The organism is Ruegeria arenilitoris, from assembly GCF_013030985.1.
GTDB classification, from domain to species: Bacteria; Pseudomonadota; Alphaproteobacteria; order Rhodobacterales; family Rhodobacteraceae; genus Ruegeria; species Ruegeria arenilitoris_B.
The window spans coordinates 91028-113415 of sequence record NZ_WPYP01000004.1 but is presented as its reverse complement, the minus strand read 5'-3'; the positions used below and the strand labels follow the sequence as shown (position 1 = coordinate 113415).

Genomic DNA, 22388 nt, shown 5'->3' with positions numbered 1-22388 from the left:
CGCAGAACAGCCTGCAGGAGACCGACCATGTACGTAGCCACTCTGTTGACCAACCCGAATCTGCCAAAGCTGGACGAGGCTGTGGTCGAGACGCTTTGCAATGCCTGGGGCGGGTCGGATCCAGTCTGGCTGAGCGAGAATGAGGCCGCCGAATTCAGGTTCCCGGCCCTGACCGACAATCAAGAGGTGGTCTGGGCCGAGCTGCAGCTGTTGGAGATCGACCTGATCGTGCAGCCCCTCGGAAAGCGCCGCAAGCTGATGCTGCTGGCCGATATGGACAGCACGATGATCCGGCAGGAATGTATCGACGAACTGGCCGACGAGGCCGGCGTCGGCGACCGGGTCAAAGACATCACGGCGCGGGCGATGAATGGCGAGCTGGATTTCGAGGGTGCGCTGATTGAACGGGTCGGTTTGCTGAAAGGGCTGGATGAGGCGGTGATCGACAAGGTGCTTGAGGAACGCATCACGCTGATGCCCGGCGGGGCCGAGCTGGTTGCAACCATGCGTATGAACGGCGGCTATGCGGCTTTGGTCTCGGGCGGGTTTACGGCGTTCACCTCAAAAGTGGCTGAGCAGCTGGGCTTTGACGAAAACCGCGCCAACACGCTGCTGGCCGAGAACGGCAAGCTGACCGGCGATGTACAGCGCCCGATTCTGGGCAAGCAGGCCAAGGTGAACGCTCTGGAACAGATCACCAAACGGCTGGGCCTGTCCGAGGCTGACGTGCTGGCCGTGGGCGATGGGGCCAATGATCTGGGCATGTTGGGCCGGGCCGGAACTGGTGTGGCGCTGCACGCCAAGCCCTCGGTCGCGCAGCAATGCGACATTCGGGTCAATTTCGGGGATCTGACGGCGCTGTTGTACCTGCAGGGCTATTCCCGCGCGGCCTTTGCCGACGTCTGACCGCAAGGGGCTTACGTCTAGGGCTTCCCTTCATTTAACAAAAATGTTAAACGATGGTCATGAACACGCTTCTGACCACATTCTCGGCCTTGTCCGATGCCACCCGATTCTCGATCGTCGAGCAGTTGATGCAGGACGGAGAACTGCCCGCCGGTGACCTGATCGAAGGGCGCGGCATGTCCGGTGCCGCGATCTCGCGCCATCTGAAGGTGCTGCGCGAAGCTGGCTTGGTGCGGCAACGCGTTCAGGGCAGCCAGCGGATGTATTCTATCCAGCCCGAAGGGCTGCGGGCGATTGCCGAGTGGACCATCTCGAAACGGCAGTTCTGGGAGAGCAGCCTCGACCGTTTGAACGACTTGATTGAAAGGGAGAATTCATGGCCGACCTGAAACTGGAACGTGAGTTCCCGACCGCACCGGAAAACCTGTTTGCCTGGATCAGTGACGGTGCAAAGCTGTTGCAGTGGTGGGGACCCGAAGGGATGCATGTGCCCGAGCATGATCTGGATTTCTCGCGACTTGGACCGTGGTATTCGGTCATGCAGAACGCCGAAGGCCAGCAATACAAAGTCTCGGGGCAGGTCACCCATGTCGATCCGCCCAACTCGGTCGGGTTCACATGGGGCTGGCATGATGATCAGGACCAGCGCGGTGCCGAAAGCCATGTGACGCTGACCGTCGAACCGGCTGGCGAGGGCGCGCGCCTGATCCTGGATCATCGCGATCTGGGCGATGATGAGATCGCAGCGAACCACAACCAAGGCTGGACCTCGTCGCTACGCAAATTGGAAGCTCAGTTTTAAGAAATTCATCACGGAGGAAGAGAAATGCCCCAATTTCTGTTTGTCTATCACGGCGGTCACACACCCACCGATCCTGCCGAAATCGAAGCAACCATGGCCGCCTGGGGCGCGTGGTTCCAGAACATGGGCGACGCGCTGGACATCCCCGGCAATCCGGTGGGTCAGTCCTATACGGTCAGTTCCGGTGGCGTTGTCGACAATGGCGGCGCCAACCCGGCCTCGGGCTTTACCGTCATCAAGGCCGACAGCATCGATGCCGCGACCGAGATGGCCAAGGGCTGCCCCATGGTCGTGAGCGGAACAGGCTCGGTCGAAGTGGCCGAGGTGCATCCGATCGAAATGTGACCCTTAGCCGGGAAACCCCGGCGCTGGGCGGATCACGCCGCATTCTATCCCGCGGCGGCTGTATTGGATGGCGTTCATGAATTTGCGGGTGGCCGGGTGTTCGGCCTCCAGCACGCCCAAGTGGACCAAAAGGGCGGCAATGGCGCACTCGCTGGCGCGGGTGGTGCCGTCGGTGATTTTCAGCGCCACACCCATGCGTTTTTCCGGAATGATGGCGACGAATACGGCCTCGGCCCCGGTTTTGATCGCGGCGCGTCCCTCCATGGCGCGCATCAGCTCGGTACAGGCGCGGTTCTCACCAGCCACCAGTTCCGGATGCTTGATCATTGCTGCGGTCAGTTGCTGCGCCGCATCACTGGCCCGGTCCGACCGGTCAGCGGCCGAGGCAAACCACGCCATCGATCGCGCCAGCCCCACCAGCGAAGTGGCAAAGTTCGGGGCCGAGCAGCCGTCGATGCCATAAGCCGGGCTGGTTTCACCGGTGGTGGCCTCAAGCGCAGATAAGCAAGCCTGCTGCACAGGGTGATCGATTTCCAGATATTCCGGCCCTGCGCCCATATGCTGCGCCACGGTCAGAAAGCCGCAATGTTTGCCCGAACAATTGTTGTGAATCTGGCAAGGCGTGTCATCAGCCAGAATCAGCCCGTCGCGCGCGGCCATGTCCTGTGGTTCCTGCGGGCCGCAACGCAGATCATGTTCCGTCAGGCCCAGATGGTCCAGCCAGGCCGTCACGCGGTCGGTATGGATATGCGCGCCGCTATGCGAGGCGCAGGCCAGTGCCAGATGCTCGGAATTCAGCCCGTACTTCGCAGCCGCACCGGAGGTGATCAGCGGCAGCCCCTGAATCATCTTGGCCGAGGACCGGGGATACATCGTCACATCCGGATCGCCCCAGCTTTGCACGATCTGGCCGCTGTCATCGCAGATCACCGCGTGACCCAGATGCAGGCTTTCCAGCAATGGGCCGCGCCACAGTTCTGTCATTGCTACGGGCTGCGTCATCGGGACCCTCCTCAAATATGCGCAAAATTCTGCCAATCGCCCTTTCGCCTGTGGCGAAACCTGCGTTAGTGTGTGTATGTCGACAATCATCGGAATACGCAACTTACAGACGAACCGGCAAGGTGCGCAGGTATTTCCGATGGGTATGAGGTTTAGGTCGAGCTAGGAGGCTGGACAGATGGGATCGAAACTCGTCCGCGTGATCGCGGGCCTGTGCGTGGCAGGGATGGCCACAACTGCAACCGCTCAACAGGCGTCCAGCACCAATCGCGTGGCCGCAAAGACGGATTGGAGCGTGTTCGTCGAAAAAGATCCCACCGAATGCTGGAGCGTGGCGACACCCGATGAAACCGTGAACACACGCGGTGGACGCGTGGTATCGGTGCGGCGCAGCGACATTCTGCTGTTTGTGGTCTTCCGGCCCAGCGAAAACGTCGCCGGTCAGGTGTCCTTTACCGGCGGTTACCCGTTTGCGGCCGGTTCTTCGGTCAATGTCCGGATCGACGATCAGGAGTTTGAGTTCATCACTGACGGCGAATGGGCCTGGCCTGCGACGCAAGGTCAGGAACCCAAGGTGATCGAGGCCATGAAAAAAGGCACCGAGGCGGTGGTGACGGCCCGGTCCGAACGCGGGACGCAGACCAAGGACACGTTCTCGTTGCTGGGGTTCACCGCAGCTCTGGAAGACGCCCAAAAACGCTGCACGAACTGATCGCCATCCGCAGACACGCGAAACCCCGTCATTCGGCGGGGTTTTCTTTTGGGCAAAACACGTTCGCTTGACGCCACGTTTGCCTGAAAAATTGATCCGTATCAAAGTGAGTGATCGACAACTCTGAACTAATCAGTTCAGAGATAAGGAAGGAGCCTGCCTATGCTGAACAAAACCATTGTCGCCTTCATGATGACTGCCGCCATGTTCCTGAGCGCCTGTGAAAAAGATACCGACACCTACCCGGTCTCGGGTGAGCAGTGCGGCCCGGAAGATCCGGTGAAAACGCTGGATGCAGCGGATTGCGATATCCTGCCTGCGGGCATCTGAGGGGTTTAAGCTGACCCGGATGGCCAGAATTTGACCGCATCGGCTTGGTCGGTGCGGCCGATCTGTATTTGGGGCCTTCGCCGATCGCGTGGTATCGTGACCCCGCACAAAGCCTCAGCCGGGAATGGAACATGCGCCACGTCTTGCTTTTACTATTGTTGCCATCCGCGGCTTTTGCGGACCCGACGTTAGAGTGCCCAGACGCAGGATCGCAGGTCGAAATCGGGGCCTGCGTAAGTGCGATGGAGGACCGGGTCGCTCAGGCGCTGGAGGAAAGTTACGGCTTTGCCGTGCAGGCCGCCAAAGAGTTGGATGATGTCACGGGCCGCATCGTTGCGCAGCCTGCATTGGAGGCCGCGCAATCAGCCTGGGAAAGTTACCGGGATGCGCAATGCGAGGCCATTGGCGCCTCCTACGGTGGCGGGTCGGGAACCGGCATCGCGATCACGTCGTGCCGGGTCGATCTAGGGCGCGCGCGCGTGGATGAGTTGCTGCGCTTTGCCGATTGATCGATACGATTCCTTTTGATCTTTGCGGATGTTCCTATATAGAGGCGCATCCCAAGCCAGAATCCGTTGAGATAGCCACATGTCGCCCAAAGCGCCGATCACTCAAGACGTCATGACCATCCCCCGCAAATTGCCAGAGGGGAAGATTAACCTTGTCGGCCTGACCCGCGACCAGCTGCGCGCGGTTCTGATCGAACATGGCACGCCGGAAAAACAGGCCAAGATGCGGACCGGACAGATCTGGCAGTGGATCTATCAATGGGGTGTGCGCGATTTTGGTGAGATGACAAATCTGGCCAAAGCCTATCGGGCGCAACTGGCCGAGAGTTTCGTGATCGAAATTCCCGAGGTTGTGACCCGTCAGGTCTCGGAAGATGGCACCCGTAAATACCTGTGCCGCATCGCGGGCGGGCATGAGGTTGAGGTGGTGTATATCCCCGAAGAGGATCGCGGCACGCTGTGTATCTCGTCCCAGGTCGGGTGCACGCTGACCTGTTCGTTCTGCCATACAGGTACGCAGAAACTGGTACGCAACCTGACGGCGGCGGAAATTGTCGGGCAGGTGATGATGGCGCGCGACGATCTTGAGGAATGGCCGGTTCCCGGTGCACCCAAGGACGAAACCCGCCTGCTTTCCAACATCGTTCTGATGGGCATGGGCGAGCCGCTTTACAACTTTGAAAACGTCCGCGACGCGATGAAGATCGCCATGGACCCCGAGGGGATTTCCCTGTCGCGTCGTCGTATTACTCTGTCAACCTCGGGCGTGGTGCCTGAGATTGCGCGCACAGCCGAGGAAATCGGTTGTCTGTTGGCGATCTCCTTCCATGCCACCACGGATGAAACCCGCGACGTGCTGGTTCCCATCAACAAGCGCTGGAACATCGAAGAGCTGCTGCAGGCCCTGGCCAGCTATCCCAAAGCTTCGAATTCCGAGCGGATCACTTTTGAATACGTGATGCTGGACGGCGTCAATGACAGTGACGAGGACGCGCATCGCCTGATCGACCACATCAAGCGCCACAACATTCCGGCCAAGATCAACCTGATCCCGTTCAACGAATGGCCGGGCGCACCGTATAAGCGCAGCTCGAACAACCGTATCCGGGCCTTCGCGAATATCGTCTATCAGGCGGGCTATGCCTCACCCATCCGCAAAACACGCGGCGAGGATATCATGGCGGCCTGCGGTCAGTTGAAATCAGCCACCGAGCGTGCCCGCAAATCGCGCAAACAGATCGAGGCCGAAGCCGGGCTGCAAAACTGACCCATTCGATTGTTCTGCAGTGGGCGACAATAAATTAATGTTTGGTCCGCTGTTTTTTGAATGCAAAATTTGATATATTTCGACCGTCAAGGCGGGATGGGCGCATTTCACTCTTGCGCACAAAGCGGTGAAAGCCGCTCTCCGGTCGTGGCGCGTTTGTTCAGGGCCGCTATCTTATTTTAGGCATGACCGGCGGCGTTCAGGCGAACCTTATTAACCAGGTGGGCCATCAATATGTTGTTACGATTTATTAGACTGTTTTCGATTTTCCTTGCAGCGTTGGTGATTTCGGGCATTTCCGCCCCTCAAACGGCTGCGCAATCCACCGGCGAGAACGCGCATATCGCCATTGAAAATCCGGCAGATTTGTCGAAGGACGAGGCGTTGCAGATTTACAAGTCGCTGCAACGGCGTATGGCGCGCGGGTATGGTGCCGCGCAGCTGGATGAGTTGATGAATTACCAAAGCTGGCCGCTGTTCAATGATGCGCCCTATATCTCGGCCACCCATGGCCAGCGTTTCGTGAACAGCTATGCCAATCGCATGGCGCATAATTACGGTACCTTGCAGGAGGGTGAAAAGCTGCCCAAAGGTTCGGTGCTGGCCAAGGACAGCGTGACCGTCACGGATGAGGGCAATATCCATCCCGGCGCCCTGTTCGTGATGGAGAAACTGGCCGAGGGCGCCAGCCCCGACACGGCCGACTGGCGCTATATCATGGTATTGCCGGACGGGTCCTTATTCGGTGACACAATGGGATTCCGCGCCTCAGCGGTGGGTTATTGCCATGACTGTCACGAGGCCGTTGCCGACCGGGATTACACGTTTTTTGTTCCCGAAGACTATATCGCCGGGAACTGAACGTCAGACGGCTTCATCAGGCAGCTTCAGCACCGTGGCTTCGCGGCGGCTGAGTTGCTCGCCCTGTTTGCGTTTCGAAAGCACCTCGCGGGCCAGCGCGTATTTCTCATCCTGCCAGAAGATCAGACAGCCGTTGCAGCCTTTGCCGCAGCAGCCCTCGGTGCCGATCCGGTTGGTCTTGAAGCGGCGTTCGTTGCCGTCCTCTCCGATCTTTTCGACCAGTTCGTCGCGGCGACGGGCATAGGCGTTGGGGTTGTCACGCCCCGAGGTTTCAAGACCCTGTACCAGCTTGTCAAAGCGGATGCGGCTCCAGTGTTCGTCGGTCAGGGCGCGTTCCTTGCGCAGCACGGAGTAGACCGGGAAACGGGCGCGCAAGTCATCGATGTCTTCGTGATCGAACAGGGTGAAAGGCAGGCGGATGACGGTTTTCGTGCTGCCATGCACCACGTCCAGCCGCGCGCCGTCATGGGCGCGTTCGAAATCATAGACCCGCAGCAGAACCGTGTCGCGCGAGATGGGTGAGACGAAATCCAGCACGTCACCCGGTTCCAGCTTGTTCTTCACTTCGACCAGAAACGCACCTTCGGTCACTTCTGTGACGATCCCGGCATATTCCCATTGCGCGATGGATGCCGTGTGCTCGTAATCGTGGGAATAGTTGGTCAGCCGCCCTTCGTGGAAGGCCAGCGTATAGCCGCGGTTCCCGACGGTTTCGAGTTCGCGCATGTAAGGCTTCGGGTCCCAGTTTTCAGGGTCCGCGTGATAATCGTCGATGGCCATGCGATAGGCGCGGGCGACGATGGCGGCATAATATTCCGACTTGCCGCGCCCTTCGACCTTGAGGCTATCGACGCCGATCTTCAGGTATTCATCCAGCTTCGGCATGATGCACAGATCGCGCGAGTTCAGGATATACGAGCCGCGATCATCTTCTTCGATGGGCATCAGATCACCGGGGCGGCAACCTTCTTCCAGCAGAAATTCGAACAGGTCGGCATTTTCCTCGGTAATACGGAGTTCCTGATGCGTGCCGTCCTTCAGGCGCAGTTTCAGACCATAGTTCCAGCGGCAGGAATTGGCACAGTTGCCCTGATTGGCGCCACGCTCGGCCATGAAGTTCGACAGCAGGCAGCGGCCCGAATAGGTCATGCACATGGCACCGTGGACAAAAGCTTCAAGCTTGATATCGGGGCATTTCTCGCGGATTTCGACCAGTTCAGGGTAGGAAACCTCGCGCGCCAGAACCACCAGTTCGGCCCCCTGATCCTGCCAGAATTTCACCGACAGCCAGGAACAGATATTGGCTTGGGTCGAGATATGCAGCGGCAGTTCGGGTGCCCGCTCGCGCACATATTGGAACACACCGGGATCGGCGATGATCAGCCCGTCGGGCTTCACCTTGCGGACCGTGTCGATGTATTCGTCCAGCTTCGGGATGTCCTTGTTGTGCGAAAACAGGTTCAGCGTCAGGTAGGCGCGCCGCCCATGCTGGTGACAGAACTCGACCCCTTCGATCACTTCTTCCAGCGAGAATTCGGATTTCGTGCGCAGCGACATATCCGGCGTACCCAGATACACCGCATCCGCCCCGTAGAGGATGGCGAGTTTCAGCTTACGCAGATTGCCCGCAGGCATCAGCAATTCGGATCTGGACTGGGTCATGGACATACCGGGTTTTGGATCAAGGGGGCCTTTTACGGCAAAGACCCTGAGTCCAAAAGCCCGTTATCTGCGACGGAACCGCGCTGTGCCGATGACCTCGATCAGTTGCTTGCGGATGGGGTCGGGCTGCGCTTCGACCGCGTTCAGAACTTCGCGCAGTTCGGCGCGTAACCCGTGCATCTGGTCGATCAGAGAGATCATCATCGACAGCGCATCCGGTTCCATCTCGTACTGGTCATGCAGCTCGCAGGCCAGTTCCAGACGTGCGACATCGAGGCTGTGATAAACCAGACCCTCATCCGTTTGTTCCGGGATCACGATCTCGGCGGCCAGGTATTCGGTCAGCCGGGTCGAGGTCAGGCGGGTGACGGTTGCGATCAGTTGCTCTTCGGTCAGGCTCATGACGGCATTCCTTTGCGCGGATCATAGCGGTGGTTATCGCGCCATGTCTCCATAAACTGCTTCAACTCGTCGTCGATCTGGTCAGGCATCGTGATGGTTAGTTCGATCAGCTGATCGCCGCGTTCGGTTGAGCCCCGTTTCTTGACCCCCTTGCCACGCAGGCGCAGGGTCTTGCCGCTGCTGGTGCCTGCCGGAACGCTGACATTGACGCCGCCGTCGATGGTAGGGGCGGGGACTTTGCCGCCCAAAACGGCCTCATCAATCGTGATCGGCAGGGTGATGTGGATGTCGTCGCCCTGACGGTCAAAGACCGGGTGTTTCGCGACCGAGACCGTGACCAGCGCGTCGCCCGGCGGGCCTTCACCAAAGCCCGGATCGCCTTTGCCGCGCAGGCGGATGGTCTGGCCGTCGGTGATGCCAGCGGGGATTTTCACCTCGATCCGGTCGCCATCGGGCAGCGTCAATTTCTGGCTGGCGCCGAACACCGCGTCCAAGAAGCTGATTTGCAGGCTGTAGGCGCGATTGTGCCCCGGTGCGTGGAATTCATGGGTGCGCTGGCCGTACCCACCGCGGCCCCGCATGAACTCAGCGAAGATATCCGACATATCGTCCGGGTCCGCCTGACGTCCGCGATAGGGGTTTCCGGCGGCCTCGGCATAGTCGCGGTAATATTGCTGCTGGGGGCGTTCCTGGCCCGAGGCGTCGATCTCACCCCGGTCGTACTGCCCCCGCTTTTCCGGGTCTTTCAGCAGGTCATAGGCAGCGGCAGCGGCCTTGAACTTGGCTTCGGCCTCGGCATCGCCGGGTTTTAGGTCGGGGTGGCATTCCTTGGCGATGCGCCGATAGGCCTTTTTGATCTCGGCATCGCTGGCGTCTTTGGCGACACCAAGGGCGGAATAGGGATCGTCGCTCATCTCACCTCTCGCGGGTCGGGCTGAACAGGATGGGTTTTATCATGCGTTTTCAAAGGGCCAAAAGGAAGAGGCTTTTGAAACCGCTCGCAAATTTCTGCGAGTCTGTTAACATATGCATGTTTCGAATTGTTCTTTTGACGGAGACTCCCATGACGCGCAGACTCAAGTCCATCCTGGCTCTGCTGGCCGGGAATGCCATCGGGTTGCTGCTTGCTGCGATTTTGCTGCCGGAATTTGCAATCCGGCCGATCTCATTCATCGTGGTAGTGGTTGTCTTTACGCTGGTGCAGTGGATCGCCGAGCCTTTGATCCTGAAGCTGGGCGAGAAAAGAGCGCCCTCGATCAAGGGCGGCATCGCGCTGATCGTGACGTTCGTGGGTTTGCTGGTGACCGATCTGGTGACCAACGGGCTGACGATTGGAGGGATTTCCAACCTGCTGGCCGCAACGCTTCTGGTTTGGCTGGGGGCGCTGATCGCCAGCGTGGTGCTGCCGATCTACGTTTTCAAGGAACTGCGCAATCCTAAGAAGTAATCACAGCGCGTCCAGGCTGGCCTCGATCGCCTGCCACAACTCTTCCACCGGTTCGCATCCGACCGACAGGCGGATGAAGGCGGGGTCGACATCGTCGCCCCACCGCGCGCGGCGCTCGGCGGAGCTGTGGACGCCGCCAAATGAGGTCGCGGGCCGCAGCATCGGGCAGGTGTTGATGAAGGCCTCGGCCATGTCCTCGCTCGCCAGCGTGATCGACAACAGGAACCCGAACCGTGCGGTCTGTGCCTTGGCCAGCGTATGTGAGGGGTCGCCGGGCAGGCCGGGATAGCGGATTTCGTTGACTGCTGGATGCTCTGCCAGTCGTTCGGCCAGCACCTGCGCCGAGCTACACATACGGTCGAAACGCACGTCCAGTGTTTCCAACCCGCGATGCAGCAGCCATGCCTCATGCGGGCCGGGGATCGCGCCTGAGACGCGCCGCCATTCTTCAACCCGCTCCATGATCTGTGCATTGTGACTGGCCACATGGCCCATCAGCAGGTCGGAATGCCCGCCCATGGCTTTGGTGTCCGAGGCCACCACTACGTCGATACCCATATCCAGCGGGCGCTGGCCCAAGGGTGTCAGGGTCGTGTTGTCGGCAATCGTGATGCCCCCGGCGGCGCGCACAGCCGAGGCGATGGCCGGCAGGTCCAACATGTCCAGCCCGGGGTTCGAGGGGCTTTCGACAAAAACCACATCAAACCCGTCAAACCCACCCTCGGTGAAGGTTGTTGTCGGGCGTTCCGTGACCGAAACACCCAGCCCGGACAGAAACCGGTCGGCCAACACTCGCGTGACGTAATACCCATCCGACGGGATCAGCAGGCGCGATCCGGCTTTCAGGGTGGCAAACAAAGCCGCTGAGATTGCCCCCATGCCCGACGGGAAGGTCAGGCAAGGCGCGTCCTCCAGATGGGCCAGAACGTGTTCCAGATGCTGCCACGTGGGATTGTCGACCCGACCATAGGTGGGCAGACCATCCGGTGCGCCTGGCAGATGGAACATGCTGCTTTGGGTTAGCGGCAGTGCCACCGGGTCACCTGCGTGCAACGTATTGCCGCGCAGATGCAGCATCTCTCCGGTTTTCGGTGCCATCCTTCAGCGCCCCGGAATTTCGTCGCGGGGTGGGGCGGGTTCCCAGTTCTCGATGATGTCGACCGCCTCTTGCGCGGTATCGACAAAGCGGAACAGGTCGAGGTCTTCGTCCGAGATGGTGCCCGCATCGGCCAGCGCCTCCCAGTTGATGACCTTTTCCCAAAACGCGCGCCCGAACAGCAGGAAGGGGACACGCTCCATCCGGCCGGTCTGGATCAGGGTGAGGGATTCGAACAGCTCGTCCATCGTGCCGAAGCCGCCGGGGAAGATGGTGATGGCGCGGGCGCGCATCAGGAAGTGCATCTTGCGAATGGCAAAATAGTGGAAGTTGAAGCTGAGGTCCGGGGTCACGAATTCGTTCGGCGCCTGCTCATGCGGGAGCACGATGTTCAGACCGATCGAACAGCCGCCCGCATCCTGTGCGCCGCGGTTTCCGGCCTCCATCACGCCAGGGCCGCCTCCGGTGACGATCACGTTTTCGCGACAGCCGGTCTGGTTTGATTTCTCGGTCATCAACCGGGCGAACTCGCGCGCCTCATCATAGTATTTAGAAAGACCCGCCAGCGTATCCGTCCGGGCCGTGTGTTTCTGCGCGGGTTCCGGAATTCGTGCCCCGCCGAACATGACGATGGTCGAAGTGATCTCACGCTCGGTCATGATCATCTCGGGCTTCAGCAGTTCCAGCTGCAAGCGTACCGGGCGCAGCTCATCCCGGCACAGGAAATCGTCGTCGGCAAAGGCAAGGCGATACGCGGGTGAGCGTGTCTGCGGCGTGTCCGGAACCTCGCTCGCGGTCGAGCGGTCGGTCTGGGCGTCGCGGAAAGGGCTGAGGCGGTCTTCTCTCATGGGTGATGGTTCCCTGCTTGCGTGTTCCTGAAACAGCTATAGGGTTCGCGGCCAGAGCGCCAGTCACGGAAGAACAACAATGAATTGGAAGAGCGATATTTCAGCAGCCGCCGATCGGATCACCGGGTACGCGCAGGTGACACCGGTAATGGAAAGCCGTGCGTTGGGGCTGGAATATCCGGTCGAAATGAAGCTGGAACACTTGCAACACACCGGCAGTTTCAAGGCGCGCGGGGCGTTCAACACGCTGCTGAGTTTGGATGTGCCCGAAGCGGGCGTTGTGGCCGCATCGGGCGGCAATCACGGTGCGGCGGCGGCCTATGCGGCGCGATCCTTGGGCTATCCGGCCAAAATCTTCGTGCCGGAAATTGCAGGGCCGTCCAAAATTGCCCTGATCGAACAGACTGGTGCGGATCTGAGCGTGGTGCCGGGCGAATACGCCAACGCGCTGACCGGCGCGCAGCAGCACGAAGAGGCGACAGGCGCGATGCAGATCCACGCCTACGATGCACCCGCCACCGTGGCCGGGCAGGGCACCTGCTTTGCCGAGTGGGAGGCGCAAGGACTGAATGCCGATACGGTTCTGATCGCTGTTGGCGGTGGTGGGTTGATCGCCGGGGCGCTGGGCTGGTTTCAGGGCGCGCGCAAGGTTGTGGCGGTCGAACCCGAGACCTCCTGCGCGCTGAACGCGGCCTTGCAGGCGGGTGAGCCGGTGGATGTTGCCGTCTCGGGCATTGCCGCCAACGCGCTGGGCGCGCGGCGGATTGGCTCGATCTGTTTCGGTCTGGCGCAGGGGATGGCTTCGGTTCTGGTGAGGGATGAGGCCATTGCCGAGGCGCAGCAGTTGCTTTGGCAAGCACATCGAATCCTTGTGGAACCGGCAGGTTCGACGGCGTTGGCAGCCCTGCTTTCGGGGGCCTACCAGCCGGAACCGGGCGAGCGGGTGGCGGTGCTGATCTGCGGCGGCAATATCTCTCCGGACCCCCTGGGCGCATAAAACCGCAGCAAACAGCCGCAAAGTGCGCGTTCAGCGTCGCATTGCGGCCAGTCCTTCGCTTGCGTATAGGCAACACCAACGTGAACAGATTCTGCAGGGAGCCCACACATGTCCAACGCGCAACTGGAAGCCGCCATCGAAGCCGCCTGGGAGGCGCGCGACACCATCACCCCCGCCACCTCCGGCGAGACCCGTGAAGCGATCGAAGATACGCTGAACGCGCTGGACAGCGGCTCGCTGCGGGTTGCCGAAAAGCTGGAAAGCGGTGATTGGCACGTGAACCAGTGGGCCAAGAAAGCGGTTCTGCTGGGCTTCCGCATCAAGGATATGGAAATCCAGAACGGTGGTCCTCAGGCTGGCGGCTGGTGGGACAAGGTGGACAGCAAGTTTGCCGGTTGGGGTGAAAACCAGTGGCAGGCTGCCGGTTTCCGCGCCGTTCCGAATTGTGTTGTCCGCAAGTCGGCTTATATCGCCCCGGGCGTGGTGCTGATGCCGTCTTTTGTGAACCTGGGCGCCTATGTCGACGAAGGCACCATGGTCGACACATGGGCCACTGTGGGTTCCTGCGCACAGATCGGCAAGAACGTGCACCTGTCGGGTGGCGTCGGTATCGGCGGCGTGCTGGAGCCGATGCAGGCCGGTCCGACCATCATCGAAGACAACTGCTTTATCGGTGCACGCTCCGAAGTGGTCGAGGGCTGCATCGTCCGCGAAGGCTCGGTTCTGGGCATGGGCGTGTTCATCGGCAAGTCGACCAAGATCGTCGACCGTGAAACCGGCGAAGTCATGTATGGCGAAGTGCCGCCCTATTCGGTGGTTGTTGCCGGCTCGATGCCGTCCAAGAACAACGTCAGCCTGTACTGCGCCGTGATCGTGAAACGGGTGGACGAAAAGACCCGCTCGAAAACCGGCATCAACGAGCTGCTGCGCGACTGATCGGACCGCAGATCAAATCAGGGGCCGCGGCATTGCGCTGCGGCCTTTTTTGTTACGCTTTGACCGGATAGCGGTCGGGTTCCTCGAACACGTCAATCACTCGCGTTCCGGCCTTGATTTTGCCGCCATGTTCGACGCCGGACGGGATCGAGTAGCTGTCGCCCGGGCGAAAGGTCCTGGTCTCATCCCCGATGGTCAGTTCCACCTCACCCTCGATCACCGTGCCCCATTGCGCCTTGTGCGAATGCGCGGGCAGTTCGAAATCCGTGAGGAAGGTGAAGAACGCCACCAGCCCCGCATCCGACCGGATCACCGCTGATTGCACCACGTCCTCGGGGAAGGGCACGTCGAGGCTTGGAAAGTCGGTGATGAATTCAGGATAGGGCATGGAGGCATCCTTTGCGATCTATGTCGGGGCACTATGGACGCACCGGGGGCATCCTGCAATTGCCGACGGCTTGACCGGGCGCGGGCGCGCGGCTATGGCCCCCAACATGGAAAAGCAAAAGAAACCCTCTCGTCAGCAGGTTTATACCCTGCTTGTGCAGATCGGCCGCAAGGATGGCGACGGCCTGCCCGAAGGCGCGACCGGGGCGGCGCTGATGTGTTTCGCCAGCGGCGTGGACGAGGCCGAGGCCGTGCGCGAAACCGTGGCCATTCTGAAACAGGCCGATACCGCGCCGCTGGATGTCACCGGTTATGGCACCCTGGCCGAGCGTGAGGCACAGGGCCATGACATCGACCCGGACGAGCGGGCATTGATGCAGCGGGCGTTGGACGAAAACGCGGTGATCGTCGCGCAGATGACGCCGTTTTTCGGCGATGAGGGTCAGGCCTAAGGCGCTTTGCGTTTACAAAGAACCGAAATGCGCTGCCTCTCCCTTCGGCCAAACGCGCATTTCAATGAGGTTTTGTCAGCGAAATCGCAAAACGCCCTAATTCCGCGCCCCGAACCACTTGCGGTAAATCTCGTCATAGGTACCGTCTTCGCGCAGCGACAGCAGCGCTTGATTGACGTCCTCAACCAGAGGTGAGCCGGTCGGGAAGGCGATCCCGTAGCTTTCGCGCAGGAAGATGCCGCCGGTCATTGTGGCGATCCGGCGACCTTCATGGCTGGCGTAATAGGACAGGATCGGGGCGTCGAAAACCACTGCGTCCAGATCCTTTTCCCTGAAAGCGGCCAGCATCTCATCAAGGCCGGAATACCCGGTGAATTCAATCTCGCGCCGGTTCAGGAAACTGGCGGCTGTGGAATCCGTGATCGTGCCCACCTGCTTGCCATACAGATCGTTGACCGAATTCACGCTGCCGCTGATCGCATCCACCGTCATGACCGAGGTGATGCGCGCCGTGAATACTGACACGATAAACAGGGACGAGACCACCAGAACCACACCCAGCATGCGACCAAACGGGGTGCGCGGCATACGTTCTTCGAACCCGCCATTCACCACCAGGTTCAGCGCCCACCAGAAAGAGGGGAACCACGCCTCTTTCAGCTTTCGGTCGAAATAGGGCTGCGAGCGACGCTCGAAGGTCCACATCAACATGCCGCCGCCCAGCAAGAGAGCAAAGGCCAGGCCGATGGCGATGAACAGTTCGCGCGACAGCAGCGCATGCAGCAGTGACGGCTGGCGCGCGGCCTCGGACGGGACCATGATCTGCAACCCGGCCTCGAAAATCGGCTGGCTGAAGTCCATCTGTGTTTCACGCGCGGCGGTGATCGAGATGTTGGCGATGGCCAGATCGGCGGACCCATCCTGCACCGCGCCCAGCATGTCGTTGAAGGCCCCGACCCGATCGACCGAATACTCCCAGTTCAGCGACTCGGCGAGCGCCTCGAGCAGGTCCATGGAAAACCCGGTCTGGGCCCCGTCCTCGACATAGGAAAACGGAGGGCGGGTCACCGTGGTGACATTCAGCGTCTGGGCCTGGCTTTGCTGTGCAAGAACGGCAAAGGTCAGGCAGGCCAATGCGAAAAGCGCGCGTATCATTGTCAAATCACCTGTTTGGCGGGGCTCTAACGCAGATTTGATCGGTGCGGCAAGGAGATCGCGGGGTAAAGACCTGTGATTTGTCGGGGTGTCAAAGCGAAACACGCGGAAAAAAGCCCCGAGATTCGGGCGGGCGGGGGTTGGCAATTGGTCCAATTCGTTGAATCTGTGCACGCAAACGAACCAGAGGGACCCCGCCATGACAGATCCGGTAGAATTGACAGCGGCCCTGACCCGTTGCCCATCGGTCACACCCGAGGAAGGCGGAGCGCTGGTTCTTTTGGAACAACTCCTGTCCGATGCGGGGTTCGACTGCACTCGTGTGGATCGCGGCGGTATCAGCAACTTGTTTGCGCGCTGGGGTGAAAAGGGCCACGCGCGCAGCTTTGGCTTCAACGGCCACACCGATGTCGTGCCGGTAGGCGATGAGGCCGCCTGGACGATGCCGCCCTTTGGCGGCGAAATCCGCGATGGCGTAATGTACGGGCGTGGGACAACGGACATGAAATCCGGCGTGGCGGCCTTTGCAGCAGCAGCCGTGGATTTCGTGCGGGACACGCCGCCCGATGGCGCCGTGATCCTGACCATCACCGGCGATGAAGAGGCCGATGCGCTGGACGGCACCACGGCACTGCTGGACTATATGGTTGAGGCGGATGAGAAGATGTCGGTCTGTCTGGTGGGTGAACCCACCTGCCCGAACACTATGGGCGAGATGATGAAGATCGGCCGCCGCGGGTCGATGACCGCATGGTTCACCGTGACCGGCGTGCAGGGACACTCGGCCTATCCGCACCGGGCGAAAAACCCGCTGCCTGCGATGGCGCGGCTGATGGACCGGTTGGCCAGTCATGAGTTGGATCGCGGTTCGGATCATTTCGACGCCTCGACGCTGGCGGTTGTGAATATCGACACGGGCAACGAAGCGACCAACGTGATCCCGGCGCAGTGCAGCGGGGCGGTGAACATCCGGTTCAATGATCTGCACTCTGGCACAGGTCTCAGCGAATGGCTGCGGACCGAGGCGCAAAACGTGGCCGAAACCTATGGGGTCGAGGTCGGGATCAAGATTAAGATCTCGGGCGAAAGCTTCCTGACCCCGCCCGGCCCGCTGTCCGATCTGGTGGCGCAGGCGGTCGAAGCGGAAACTGGTATCCGGCCCGAGATGTCCACCACGGGCGGCACCTCGGATGCGCGGTTTGTGAAAAACCACTGTCCGGTGGTCGAGTTCGGCCTGGTTGGCCGCACGATGCATCAGGTGGATGAATGCGTTGAGGTGGCGCATATCGAGCAGCTCAAGGCGATCTATACGCGCATCCTGCGGGACTATTTCGCCTGAGGGATGCAGCGCACTCTGGTCATCATGGTCAAGGAGCCACGCCCGGGGCGGGTGAAAACCCGGCTGGGCCGCGATATCGGCATGGTCGGCGCGGCGTGGTGGTTTCGGCAGCAGACCCGGTCGCTGATCCGGCGGTTGCGCGACCCACGCTGGCAGATCGTGCTGGCGGTTTCGCCAGATCGAGAGGGACTGACCAGCCGCATCTGGCCCGCTGACCTGCCGCGCGCGGCGCAAGGGCGCGGTGATCTGGGTGACCGGATGGCACGGATGCTGCGCGGTATGCCGACCGGGCCGGTGTGCCTGATCGGCGCGGATATCCCGGGCATCACACGCGGGCACATCGCACGGGCGTTCAAGGCGCTGGGTCAGGACCAGATGGTCTTCGGCCCCGCACCGGACGGAGGGTACTGGCTGGTCGGCGCGCAACGATACAGTGCGCTGCCGCTGGGCCTGTTCCGCGATGTCCGTTGGTCAACCGAACACGCTCTGGCTGACACGCTGGCCTCTGTTCCCGGCACGCGCGTGGCCCTGCTGGATCAGTTGCGCGATGTCGACACGCTGGCCGATCTGAAACCCTGATCCTTTTTAGTCATGACGCGGTCGCATCCCCGTGCTAGGCCGGAATCATGACTCGCATCCCTACCAAGCAAGAGGTCCTCGACTGGATCTCGGCGAACCCCACCCTGACCTCGAAACGCGATATCGCCAAGGCCTTTGGCATCAAGGGCGCGGACCGGATCGACCTGAAACGTATCCTCAAAGAGCTTGAGGCCGAAGGGCATCTGGAAAAGCGCAAGCGCAGCTATCGCGACCCGGATCGCCTGCCGCCGGTCAGCGTGTTGCAGGTGAAGGCTCCGAATGCCGATGGCGATCTGTTTGCCCGTCCGCTGGAATGGCATGGCGAAGGGGTCGAGCCCATCGTTCTGATCATCACCCGTGCCAGCGATCCGGCGCTGGGCGAGGGCGACCGTATCTTGGCCCGCCTGACCGTGGTGCATGAGGAAGACCACAATTACGAAGCCCGCCTGATCCGCCGCATCGGGACCAACCCGCGCAAGATCGTCGGCATCTTCCGCAAAGGGGCCGAGGGCGGGCGGATCGTGCCCATCGACAAGACCGGCCAGACCGAATGGCTGGTGCATGACGGCGCGGTTCTGGGCGCGAAAGACGGCGAATTGGTCGAGGCCGAACAGGCCGGACCCAAGAACCGCATGGGTCTGCCGCGTGCGCGCATAGTGGAACGCTTGGGCGACCCGTCGGCGCCCAAGGCCGTGTCCCTGATCGCCATCCATCAGCACGGCATTCCCGACGATTTCCCCGACAAGGTGATTGCCGAGGCCGACAAGGCCAAACCCGCTGGCCTGAAGGGCCGCGAAGACCTGCGGGACATGCCGCTGCTGACCATCGACCCCTCGGATGCGCGCGATCATGACGACGCCTGCTATGCCCATGCCGATGATGACCCCAAGAACCCCGGTGGCCATGTGATCTGGGTCGCTATCGCCGACGTCGCCGCCTATGTGCAGCCCGGAACCGCGCTGGACCGTGAGGCGCGCAAGCGCGGCAACTCAAGCTATTTCCCCGACCGCGTGGTGCCGATGCTGCCGGATCGTTTGTCGGGTGACCTGTGCTCGCTGCACGAAGGCGTCCCGCGTGCCTGTATTGCCGTGCGGATGCAGATCGACGCCGACGGCAACAAGATCGGCCATCGATTTGTGCGCGGCCTGATGCGCTCGGCTGCGTCATTGCATTACGCCGAAGTGCAGGAGGCCATCGATGGAGCCCCGAACGACCGCACCGGGCCGTTGTTGGAGCCGGTTCTGAAACCGCTCTACGCCGCTTATGCTGCGCTGAAAAAAGCGCGGGCTGTGCGGCAGCCGCTGGAACTGGACCTGCCGGAACGCAAGATCGTGCTCAGCGAAAATGGCGAGGTCGAGAGCGTGGCTTTCCGCGAGCGTCTGGACGCCCACAAGCTGATCGAAGAGTTCATGATCCTCGCCAATGTGGCCGCCGCCGAGACGCTGATCGCCAAGCGCAGGCCGCTGCTGTTCCGGGTTCACGAGGAACCCGCGCCCGAGAAACTGGAAAGCCTGCGGGAAACGGCGCAAGCGGCAGGTCTGAACCTGGCCAAAGGGCAGGTCTTGCAAACCCGTCACCTGAACGCGCTGCTGAACGCCGCCGCCGGGACCGAAGATGCCGAACTGATCAACCTCACTACCCTGCGGTCGATGGCGCAGGCCTATTATAACCCCGAGAATTTCGGCCATTTCGGGCTGGCGTTGCGCAACTATGCGCATTTCACCTCACCCATCCGCCGCTATGCCGACCTGATTGTGCACCGGGCGCTGATCTCGGCGCATGGCTGGGGCAAGGACGGATTGACCGAGGATGAAATTATGCGCCTGGACGAAACCGCCACCCATATCTCGGACACCGAACGCCGGTCGATGATGGCCGAACGCGACACCACTGATCGCTATCTGGCGGCCTATCTCAGCGAACGTGTGGGCAACGAATTCACCGGTCGCATCAGCGGCATCGCTCGGTTCGGGGCCTTTGTGAAGATGGACGAAACCGGCGCAGATGGCCTGGTGCCGGTGCGCTCGCTGGGACGCGAGTTCTTCCACTTCGACCGCGAGGCGGGGACCCTGATGGGCTCAGACACCGGCCTGATCATCGCCATCGGCCAACGTGTCACGGTGCGCCTGACCGAGGCGACCCCTGTCACCGGCGGGCTGGAACTGGAATTGCTGTCCATCGACGATCAGGCTCTGCCGCGCGGCCGTGGCCCGAAAGGGCGGCCGACGCGACGCAAGGCGGTCAGCACCAAGCGCAAGAAAGACAAGATCAAACGCAAGGTCGAACGCAAACGCCGTCAGAGGTGATACGTCAACGCCCGTGCAATCAACCAGCCGTGGCGGGTCGGGTCGATCTGATCCGGGTTGTCAAAAAGGATGGCCCGGTTGCCGTCCAGCCGATCCTCACCCGGAAAGGCCGAGGTGAAGTCGCCCATCAACCGGCTTTGGCAATGCACGAACAACGCAAAAGACGCGGATTTATGCGTGCCGATCCGGATCGTCGACCCCTTGGGGGCCAGATAAGCCGGCTGCCCCCAGCGCAGCGCCTCTTGCAGAGGTTGCGCATGGGGTAAGGACGCGGCGGTGTCAAAGATCAACTCGCGCAGGACCAGCGCACCAGCCCGGGTCTCCTTAGGCAGCGCGTCGTAAGCAGCGGCCACTTTGGGATCGTCAAATGGCGTCATCTCAGCAGCTTATCCCGTTTGCTCCGGCATGTCAGAAGTTTCGGTCTGAGCCCTTTGTGAATTTCGCCTTTTGCGCTATTCTGACCCCGAGCAGTAATCAGGAATTTCGGAATGCGTAAATGCACAAGTGGCGTCATTGCCGCTGCATTATGGGCATCCATTGTGCAGGCGGAATCCCTCAATACAGCGGATAGGTCTCAGACCTTTCAGCTGGCCTCGGCCGATTTGACAGTGTCTTTGCGACCGGTCCTGCGGCCCTCAGCGATGGAGTATCGGGTGTCGACCGAAAGAAATGCGCGGTTTCAGGCGTGGCTGGGGGCGTTTCGGGACCGGGCGCTTGAACAGGGTATTTCCGCAGCCACACTGGATCGGGCGCTGGCCGGTCTGACCTATGACAAGAAGGTCATTGAACGCGACCGCAATCAGGCCGAATTCTCGAAACCGATCTGGGAGTATCTGGATTCCGCGGTCTCGGATAAGCGCGTCTCCAATGGCCGGGCAGGGCTTGAGCGTCACCACGCGACTCTGACCCGGATCGAGGCGCAGTATGGCGTCGAGAAAGAGGTCGTCACCGCGATCTGGGGCCTTGAGACCGCGTTCGGGACGTTTAGGGGCAGTGATCAGACCATCCGCTCGCTGGCGACTCTGGCCTTTGACGCGCGGCGGGCGCAGTTCTTTGAAACTCAATTGATCGCGGCTTTGCGGATCGTTCAGGCCGGGGATGTCAGCCCCAGCCACATGGTTGGCAGCTGGGCGGGCGCGATGGGGCACACGCAGTTCATGCCGACCTCGTATTTGGATCACGCGGTGGATTTCGACGGTGACGGACGGCGGGATATCTGGTCGGACGACCCCACGGACGCGCTGGCCTCGGCCGCTGCGTACCTGATGCGGCACGGCTGGACCACGGGGCAACCGTGGGGGGTCGAGGTGCGCCTGCCCGAGGGGTTCGACTATGCCACCGCCAAGCGGGATTACACGCTGCTGCCGTCGGACTGGGCCGCGCGCGGTGTGGTCGGGCGTGACGGCGAACCGGTCCCGGATCATGGGCAAGCCGCCATCCTTTTGCCCGCCGGAGGGCAGGGCGTGGCGCTGATGGTCTTCGACAATTTCGGCGTGATCGAGACCTATAACGGCGCCGACGCTTATGTGATCGGCATAGGCCATCTGTCCGACCGTCTGGCTGGTCACACCCCGTTTCACGCCAAATGGCCTCGGGGGGATAGGGTGCTGAGTTTCACCGAGAAAAAGGAACTGCAATCCCGCCTGACCGAGGCCGGGTTTGATACCCAAGGCATCGACGGGCGCACCGGGCCAAACACGACCGAAGCCGTGCGGGCGTACCAATTGGCGCAGGGCTTGCTGCCGGACGGTTATGCCAGTTTGAAGCTGTTGGAATGGCTGCGGTGATTTAGCGAGGACTATCCTTAGAGACGCTGCTAGCTATCAGTTGAAAGAGCTGCGCTATCTGCATATAGACCCATGCTTGTACCTTTGCCTGAAACAATGATCGTATCGCCACGCCTGACGGTGGTGACGAGTTCTTCAGGCAAATTGCAGAATCTCTGCCATGGCGACGGAACTCCATCTAAATAGATTGAGTATGGGCACCGACCTTCCGAACTCAGATTTGCACGCCATTTTACTACATATGACAGTTCTGTGTCCTGC

26 protein-coding genes are annotated in these 22388 nt (G+C 61.0%); 17 read left to right on the top strand and 9 right to left on the bottom strand.

Going from position 1 to position 22388, the window contains the following annotated elements; translation table 11 throughout:
* Window positions 1-27: 27 nt before the first annotated feature.
* From serB to GOX88_RS10300, 4 genes are read left to right on the top strand one after another with little or no spacing between them, the layout of a single operon-like run.
* Window positions 28-906, top strand: a complete 879-nt coding sequence (serB, locus tag GOX88_RS10315) for a phosphoserine phosphatase SerB (protein ID WP_170401081.1) — start codon at window positions 28-30, stop codon at window positions 904-906.
* 59 nt (window positions 907-965) lie between these two features.
* Window positions 966-1295 carry an ArsR/SmtB family transcription factor gene (locus GOX88_RS10310; RefSeq protein ID WP_170401080.1) on the top strand — a complete coding sequence of 110 codons (330 nt, stop codon included), beginning with the start codon at window positions 966-968 and terminating at the stop codon, window positions 1293-1295.
* Window positions 1283-1708 (top strand): SRPBCC family protein, encoded by a 426-nt coding sequence (locus GOX88_RS10305; RefSeq protein WP_170401079.1) that lies wholly within the window; start codon window positions 1283-1285, stop codon window positions 1706-1708. The genes GOX88_RS10310 and GOX88_RS10305 overlap by 13 nt, the downstream gene beginning before the upstream one ends.
* 24 nt (window positions 1709-1732) lie before the next feature.
* Window positions 1733-2053, top strand: coding sequence for a YciI family protein (locus GOX88_RS10300; protein WP_170383832.1), 321 nt, complete (start codon window positions 1733-1735; stop codon window positions 2051-2053).
* Between the two features lie 3 nt (window positions 2054-2056).
* Here GOX88_RS10300 and GOX88_RS10295 read toward each other — a convergent pair whose 3' ends face one another.
* The gene (locus GOX88_RS10295; protein WP_170401078.1) at window positions 2057-3055 is read right to left on the bottom strand and encodes an asparaginase; all 999 of its coding nucleotides are present in this window, start codon (window positions 3053-3055) and stop codon (window positions 2057-2059) included.
* Window positions 3056-3233: 178 nt separating this feature from the next.
* Between GOX88_RS10295 and GOX88_RS10290 the strand changes: the two genes are divergently transcribed.
* From GOX88_RS10290 to GOX88_RS10270, 5 genes are all read left to right on the top strand, one after another.
* Window positions 3234-3767, top strand: coding sequence for an invasion associated locus B family protein (locus GOX88_RS10290; RefSeq protein WP_170401077.1), 534 nt, complete (start codon window positions 3234-3236; stop codon window positions 3765-3767).
* A gap of 162 nt (window positions 3768-3929) precedes the next feature.
* Window positions 3930-4097, top strand: a complete 168-nt coding sequence (locus tag GOX88_RS10285) for a hypothetical protein (protein ID WP_170401076.1) — start codon at window positions 3930-3932, stop codon at window positions 4095-4097.
* Window positions 4098-4228: 131 nt separating this feature from the next.
* On the top strand, window positions 4229-4606 hold the full coding sequence (locus tag GOX88_RS10280; protein ID WP_170401494.1) for a lysozyme inhibitor LprI family protein: 378 nt from the start codon (window positions 4229-4231) through the stop codon (window positions 4604-4606).
* 79 nt (window positions 4607-4685) lie between these two features.
* Window positions 4686-5873, top strand: a complete 1188-nt coding sequence (rlmN, locus tag GOX88_RS10275) for a 23S rRNA (adenine(2503)-C(2))-methyltransferase RlmN (RefSeq protein WP_170401075.1) — start codon at window positions 4686-4688, stop codon at window positions 5871-5873.
* 234 nt (window positions 5874-6107) lie between these two features.
* On the top strand, window positions 6108-6734 hold the full coding sequence (locus tag GOX88_RS10270; RefSeq protein WP_170401074.1) for a cytochrome P460 family protein: 627 nt from the start codon (window positions 6108-6110) through the stop codon (window positions 6732-6734).
* A gap of 3 nt (window positions 6735-6737) precedes the next feature.
* On the opposite strand, the gene GOX88_RS10265 is transcribed toward GOX88_RS10270, so the two are convergent.
* The 3 genes from GOX88_RS10265 to GOX88_RS10255 form a co-directional block, all read right to left on the bottom strand.
* Window positions 6738-8396: a U32 family peptidase gene (locus GOX88_RS10265; protein WP_170401073.1), complete on the bottom strand. Its 1659-nt coding sequence runs from the start codon at window positions 8394-8396 to the stop codon at window positions 6738-6740.
* A 63-nt stretch (window positions 8397-8459) separates the two neighbouring features.
* Window positions 8460-8798: a hypothetical protein gene (locus tag GOX88_RS10260; protein WP_170401072.1), complete on the bottom strand. Its 339-nt coding sequence runs from the start codon at window positions 8796-8798 to the stop codon at window positions 8460-8462.
* A complete protein-coding gene (locus GOX88_RS10255; RefSeq protein WP_170401071.1) occupies window positions 8795-9712 on the bottom strand; it encodes a DnaJ C-terminal domain-containing protein in 918 nt (305 codons plus the stop codon). The genes GOX88_RS10260 and GOX88_RS10255 overlap by 4 nt, the downstream gene beginning before the upstream one ends.
* 149 nt (window positions 9713-9861) lie before the next feature.
* On the opposite strand from GOX88_RS10255, the gene GOX88_RS10250 reads away from it, so the two are divergent.
* Window positions 9862-10245 (top strand): hypothetical protein, encoded by a 384-nt coding sequence (locus GOX88_RS10250; protein ID WP_170401070.1) that lies wholly within the window; start codon window positions 9862-9864, stop codon window positions 10243-10245.
* Here the strand turns inward: GOX88_RS10250 and GOX88_RS10245 are convergent, their stop codons facing one another.
* Both GOX88_RS10245 and GOX88_RS10240 read right to left on the bottom strand, forming a co-directional pair.
* Window positions 10246-11343, bottom strand: a complete 1098-nt coding sequence (locus GOX88_RS10245) for a cystathionine gamma-lyase (RefSeq protein WP_170401069.1) — start codon at window positions 11341-11343, stop codon at window positions 10246-10248. It lies immediately after the preceding gene.
* 3 nt (window positions 11344-11346) lie between these two features.
* The gene (locus GOX88_RS10240; RefSeq protein ID WP_170401068.1) at window positions 11347-12189 is read right to left on the bottom strand and encodes a TIGR00730 family Rossman fold protein; all 843 of its coding nucleotides are present in this window, start codon (window positions 12187-12189) and stop codon (window positions 11347-11349) included.
* A 79-nt stretch (window positions 12190-12268) separates the two neighbouring features.
* Here GOX88_RS10240 and GOX88_RS10235 point away from each other — a divergent pair, with 79 nt between their 5' ends.
* Both GOX88_RS10235 and dapD read left to right on the top strand, forming a co-directional pair.
* Window positions 12269-13186, top strand: a complete 918-nt coding sequence (locus GOX88_RS10235) for a threonine/serine dehydratase (RefSeq protein ID WP_170401067.1) — start codon at window positions 12269-12271, stop codon at window positions 13184-13186.
* 108 nt (window positions 13187-13294) lie between these two features.
* Complete coding sequence (dapD, locus tag GOX88_RS10230; RefSeq protein ID WP_170401066.1) at window positions 13295-14122, top strand: 2,3,4,5-tetrahydropyridine-2,6-dicarboxylate N-succinyltransferase; 828 nt, start codon at window positions 13295-13297, stop codon at window positions 14120-14122.
* Between the two features lie 52 nt (window positions 14123-14174).
* Here the strand turns inward: dapD and GOX88_RS10225 are convergent, their stop codons facing one another.
* Complete coding sequence (locus tag GOX88_RS10225; RefSeq protein WP_170401065.1) at window positions 14175-14510, bottom strand: cupin domain-containing protein; 336 nt, start codon at window positions 14508-14510, stop codon at window positions 14175-14177.
* A gap of 106 nt (window positions 14511-14616) precedes the next feature.
* Here GOX88_RS10225 and GOX88_RS10220 point away from each other — a divergent pair, with 106 nt between their 5' ends.
* Entirely contained in the window at window positions 14617-14961 is a 345-nt protein-coding gene (locus tag GOX88_RS10220; protein ID WP_170401491.1) for a hypothetical protein, read from the top strand.
* A 96-nt stretch (window positions 14962-15057) separates the two neighbouring features.
* Here GOX88_RS10220 and GOX88_RS10215 read toward each other — a convergent pair whose 3' ends face one another.
* Window positions 15058-16116 carry a transporter substrate-binding domain-containing protein gene (locus GOX88_RS10215; RefSeq protein WP_170401064.1) on the bottom strand — a complete coding sequence of 353 codons (1059 nt, stop codon included), beginning with the start codon at window positions 16114-16116 and terminating at the stop codon, window positions 15058-15060.
* Between the two features lie 199 nt (window positions 16117-16315).
* Here GOX88_RS10215 and dapE point away from each other — a divergent pair, with 199 nt between their 5' ends.
* The 3 genes from dapE to rnr are packed head-to-tail and all read left to right on the top strand — an operon-like array spanning window position 16316 to window position 20340.
* Window positions 16316-17455 carry a succinyl-diaminopimelate desuccinylase gene (gene dapE, locus GOX88_RS10210; protein WP_170401063.1) on the top strand — a complete coding sequence of 380 codons (1140 nt, stop codon included), beginning with the start codon at window positions 16316-16318 and terminating at the stop codon, window positions 17453-17455.
* 3 nt (window positions 17456-17458) lie between these two features.
* The gene (locus GOX88_RS10205; protein ID WP_170401062.1) at window positions 17459-18034 is read left to right on the top strand and encodes a TIGR04282 family arsenosugar biosynthesis glycosyltransferase; all 576 of its coding nucleotides are present in this window, start codon (window positions 17459-17461) and stop codon (window positions 18032-18034) included.
* A gap of 47 nt (window positions 18035-18081) precedes the next feature.
* A complete protein-coding gene (rnr, locus tag GOX88_RS10200; RefSeq protein WP_170401061.1) occupies window positions 18082-20340 on the top strand; it encodes a ribonuclease R in 2259 nt (752 codons plus the stop codon).
* On the opposite strand, the gene GOX88_RS10195 is transcribed toward rnr, so the two are convergent.
* Window positions 20331-20717, bottom strand: a complete 387-nt coding sequence (locus GOX88_RS10195; RefSeq protein WP_170401060.1) for a DUF1801 domain-containing protein — start codon at window positions 20715-20717, stop codon at window positions 20331-20333. The two genes, rnr and GOX88_RS10195, sit on opposite strands and share 10 nt — an antisense overlap.
* 111 nt (window positions 20718-20828) lie before the next feature.
* On the opposite strand from GOX88_RS10195, the gene GOX88_RS10190 reads away from it, so the two are divergent.
* Entirely contained in the window at window positions 20829-22127 is a 1299-nt protein-coding gene (locus GOX88_RS10190; protein WP_170401059.1) for a lytic murein transglycosylase, read from the top strand.
* Window positions 22128-22388: the final 261 nt, after the last annotated feature.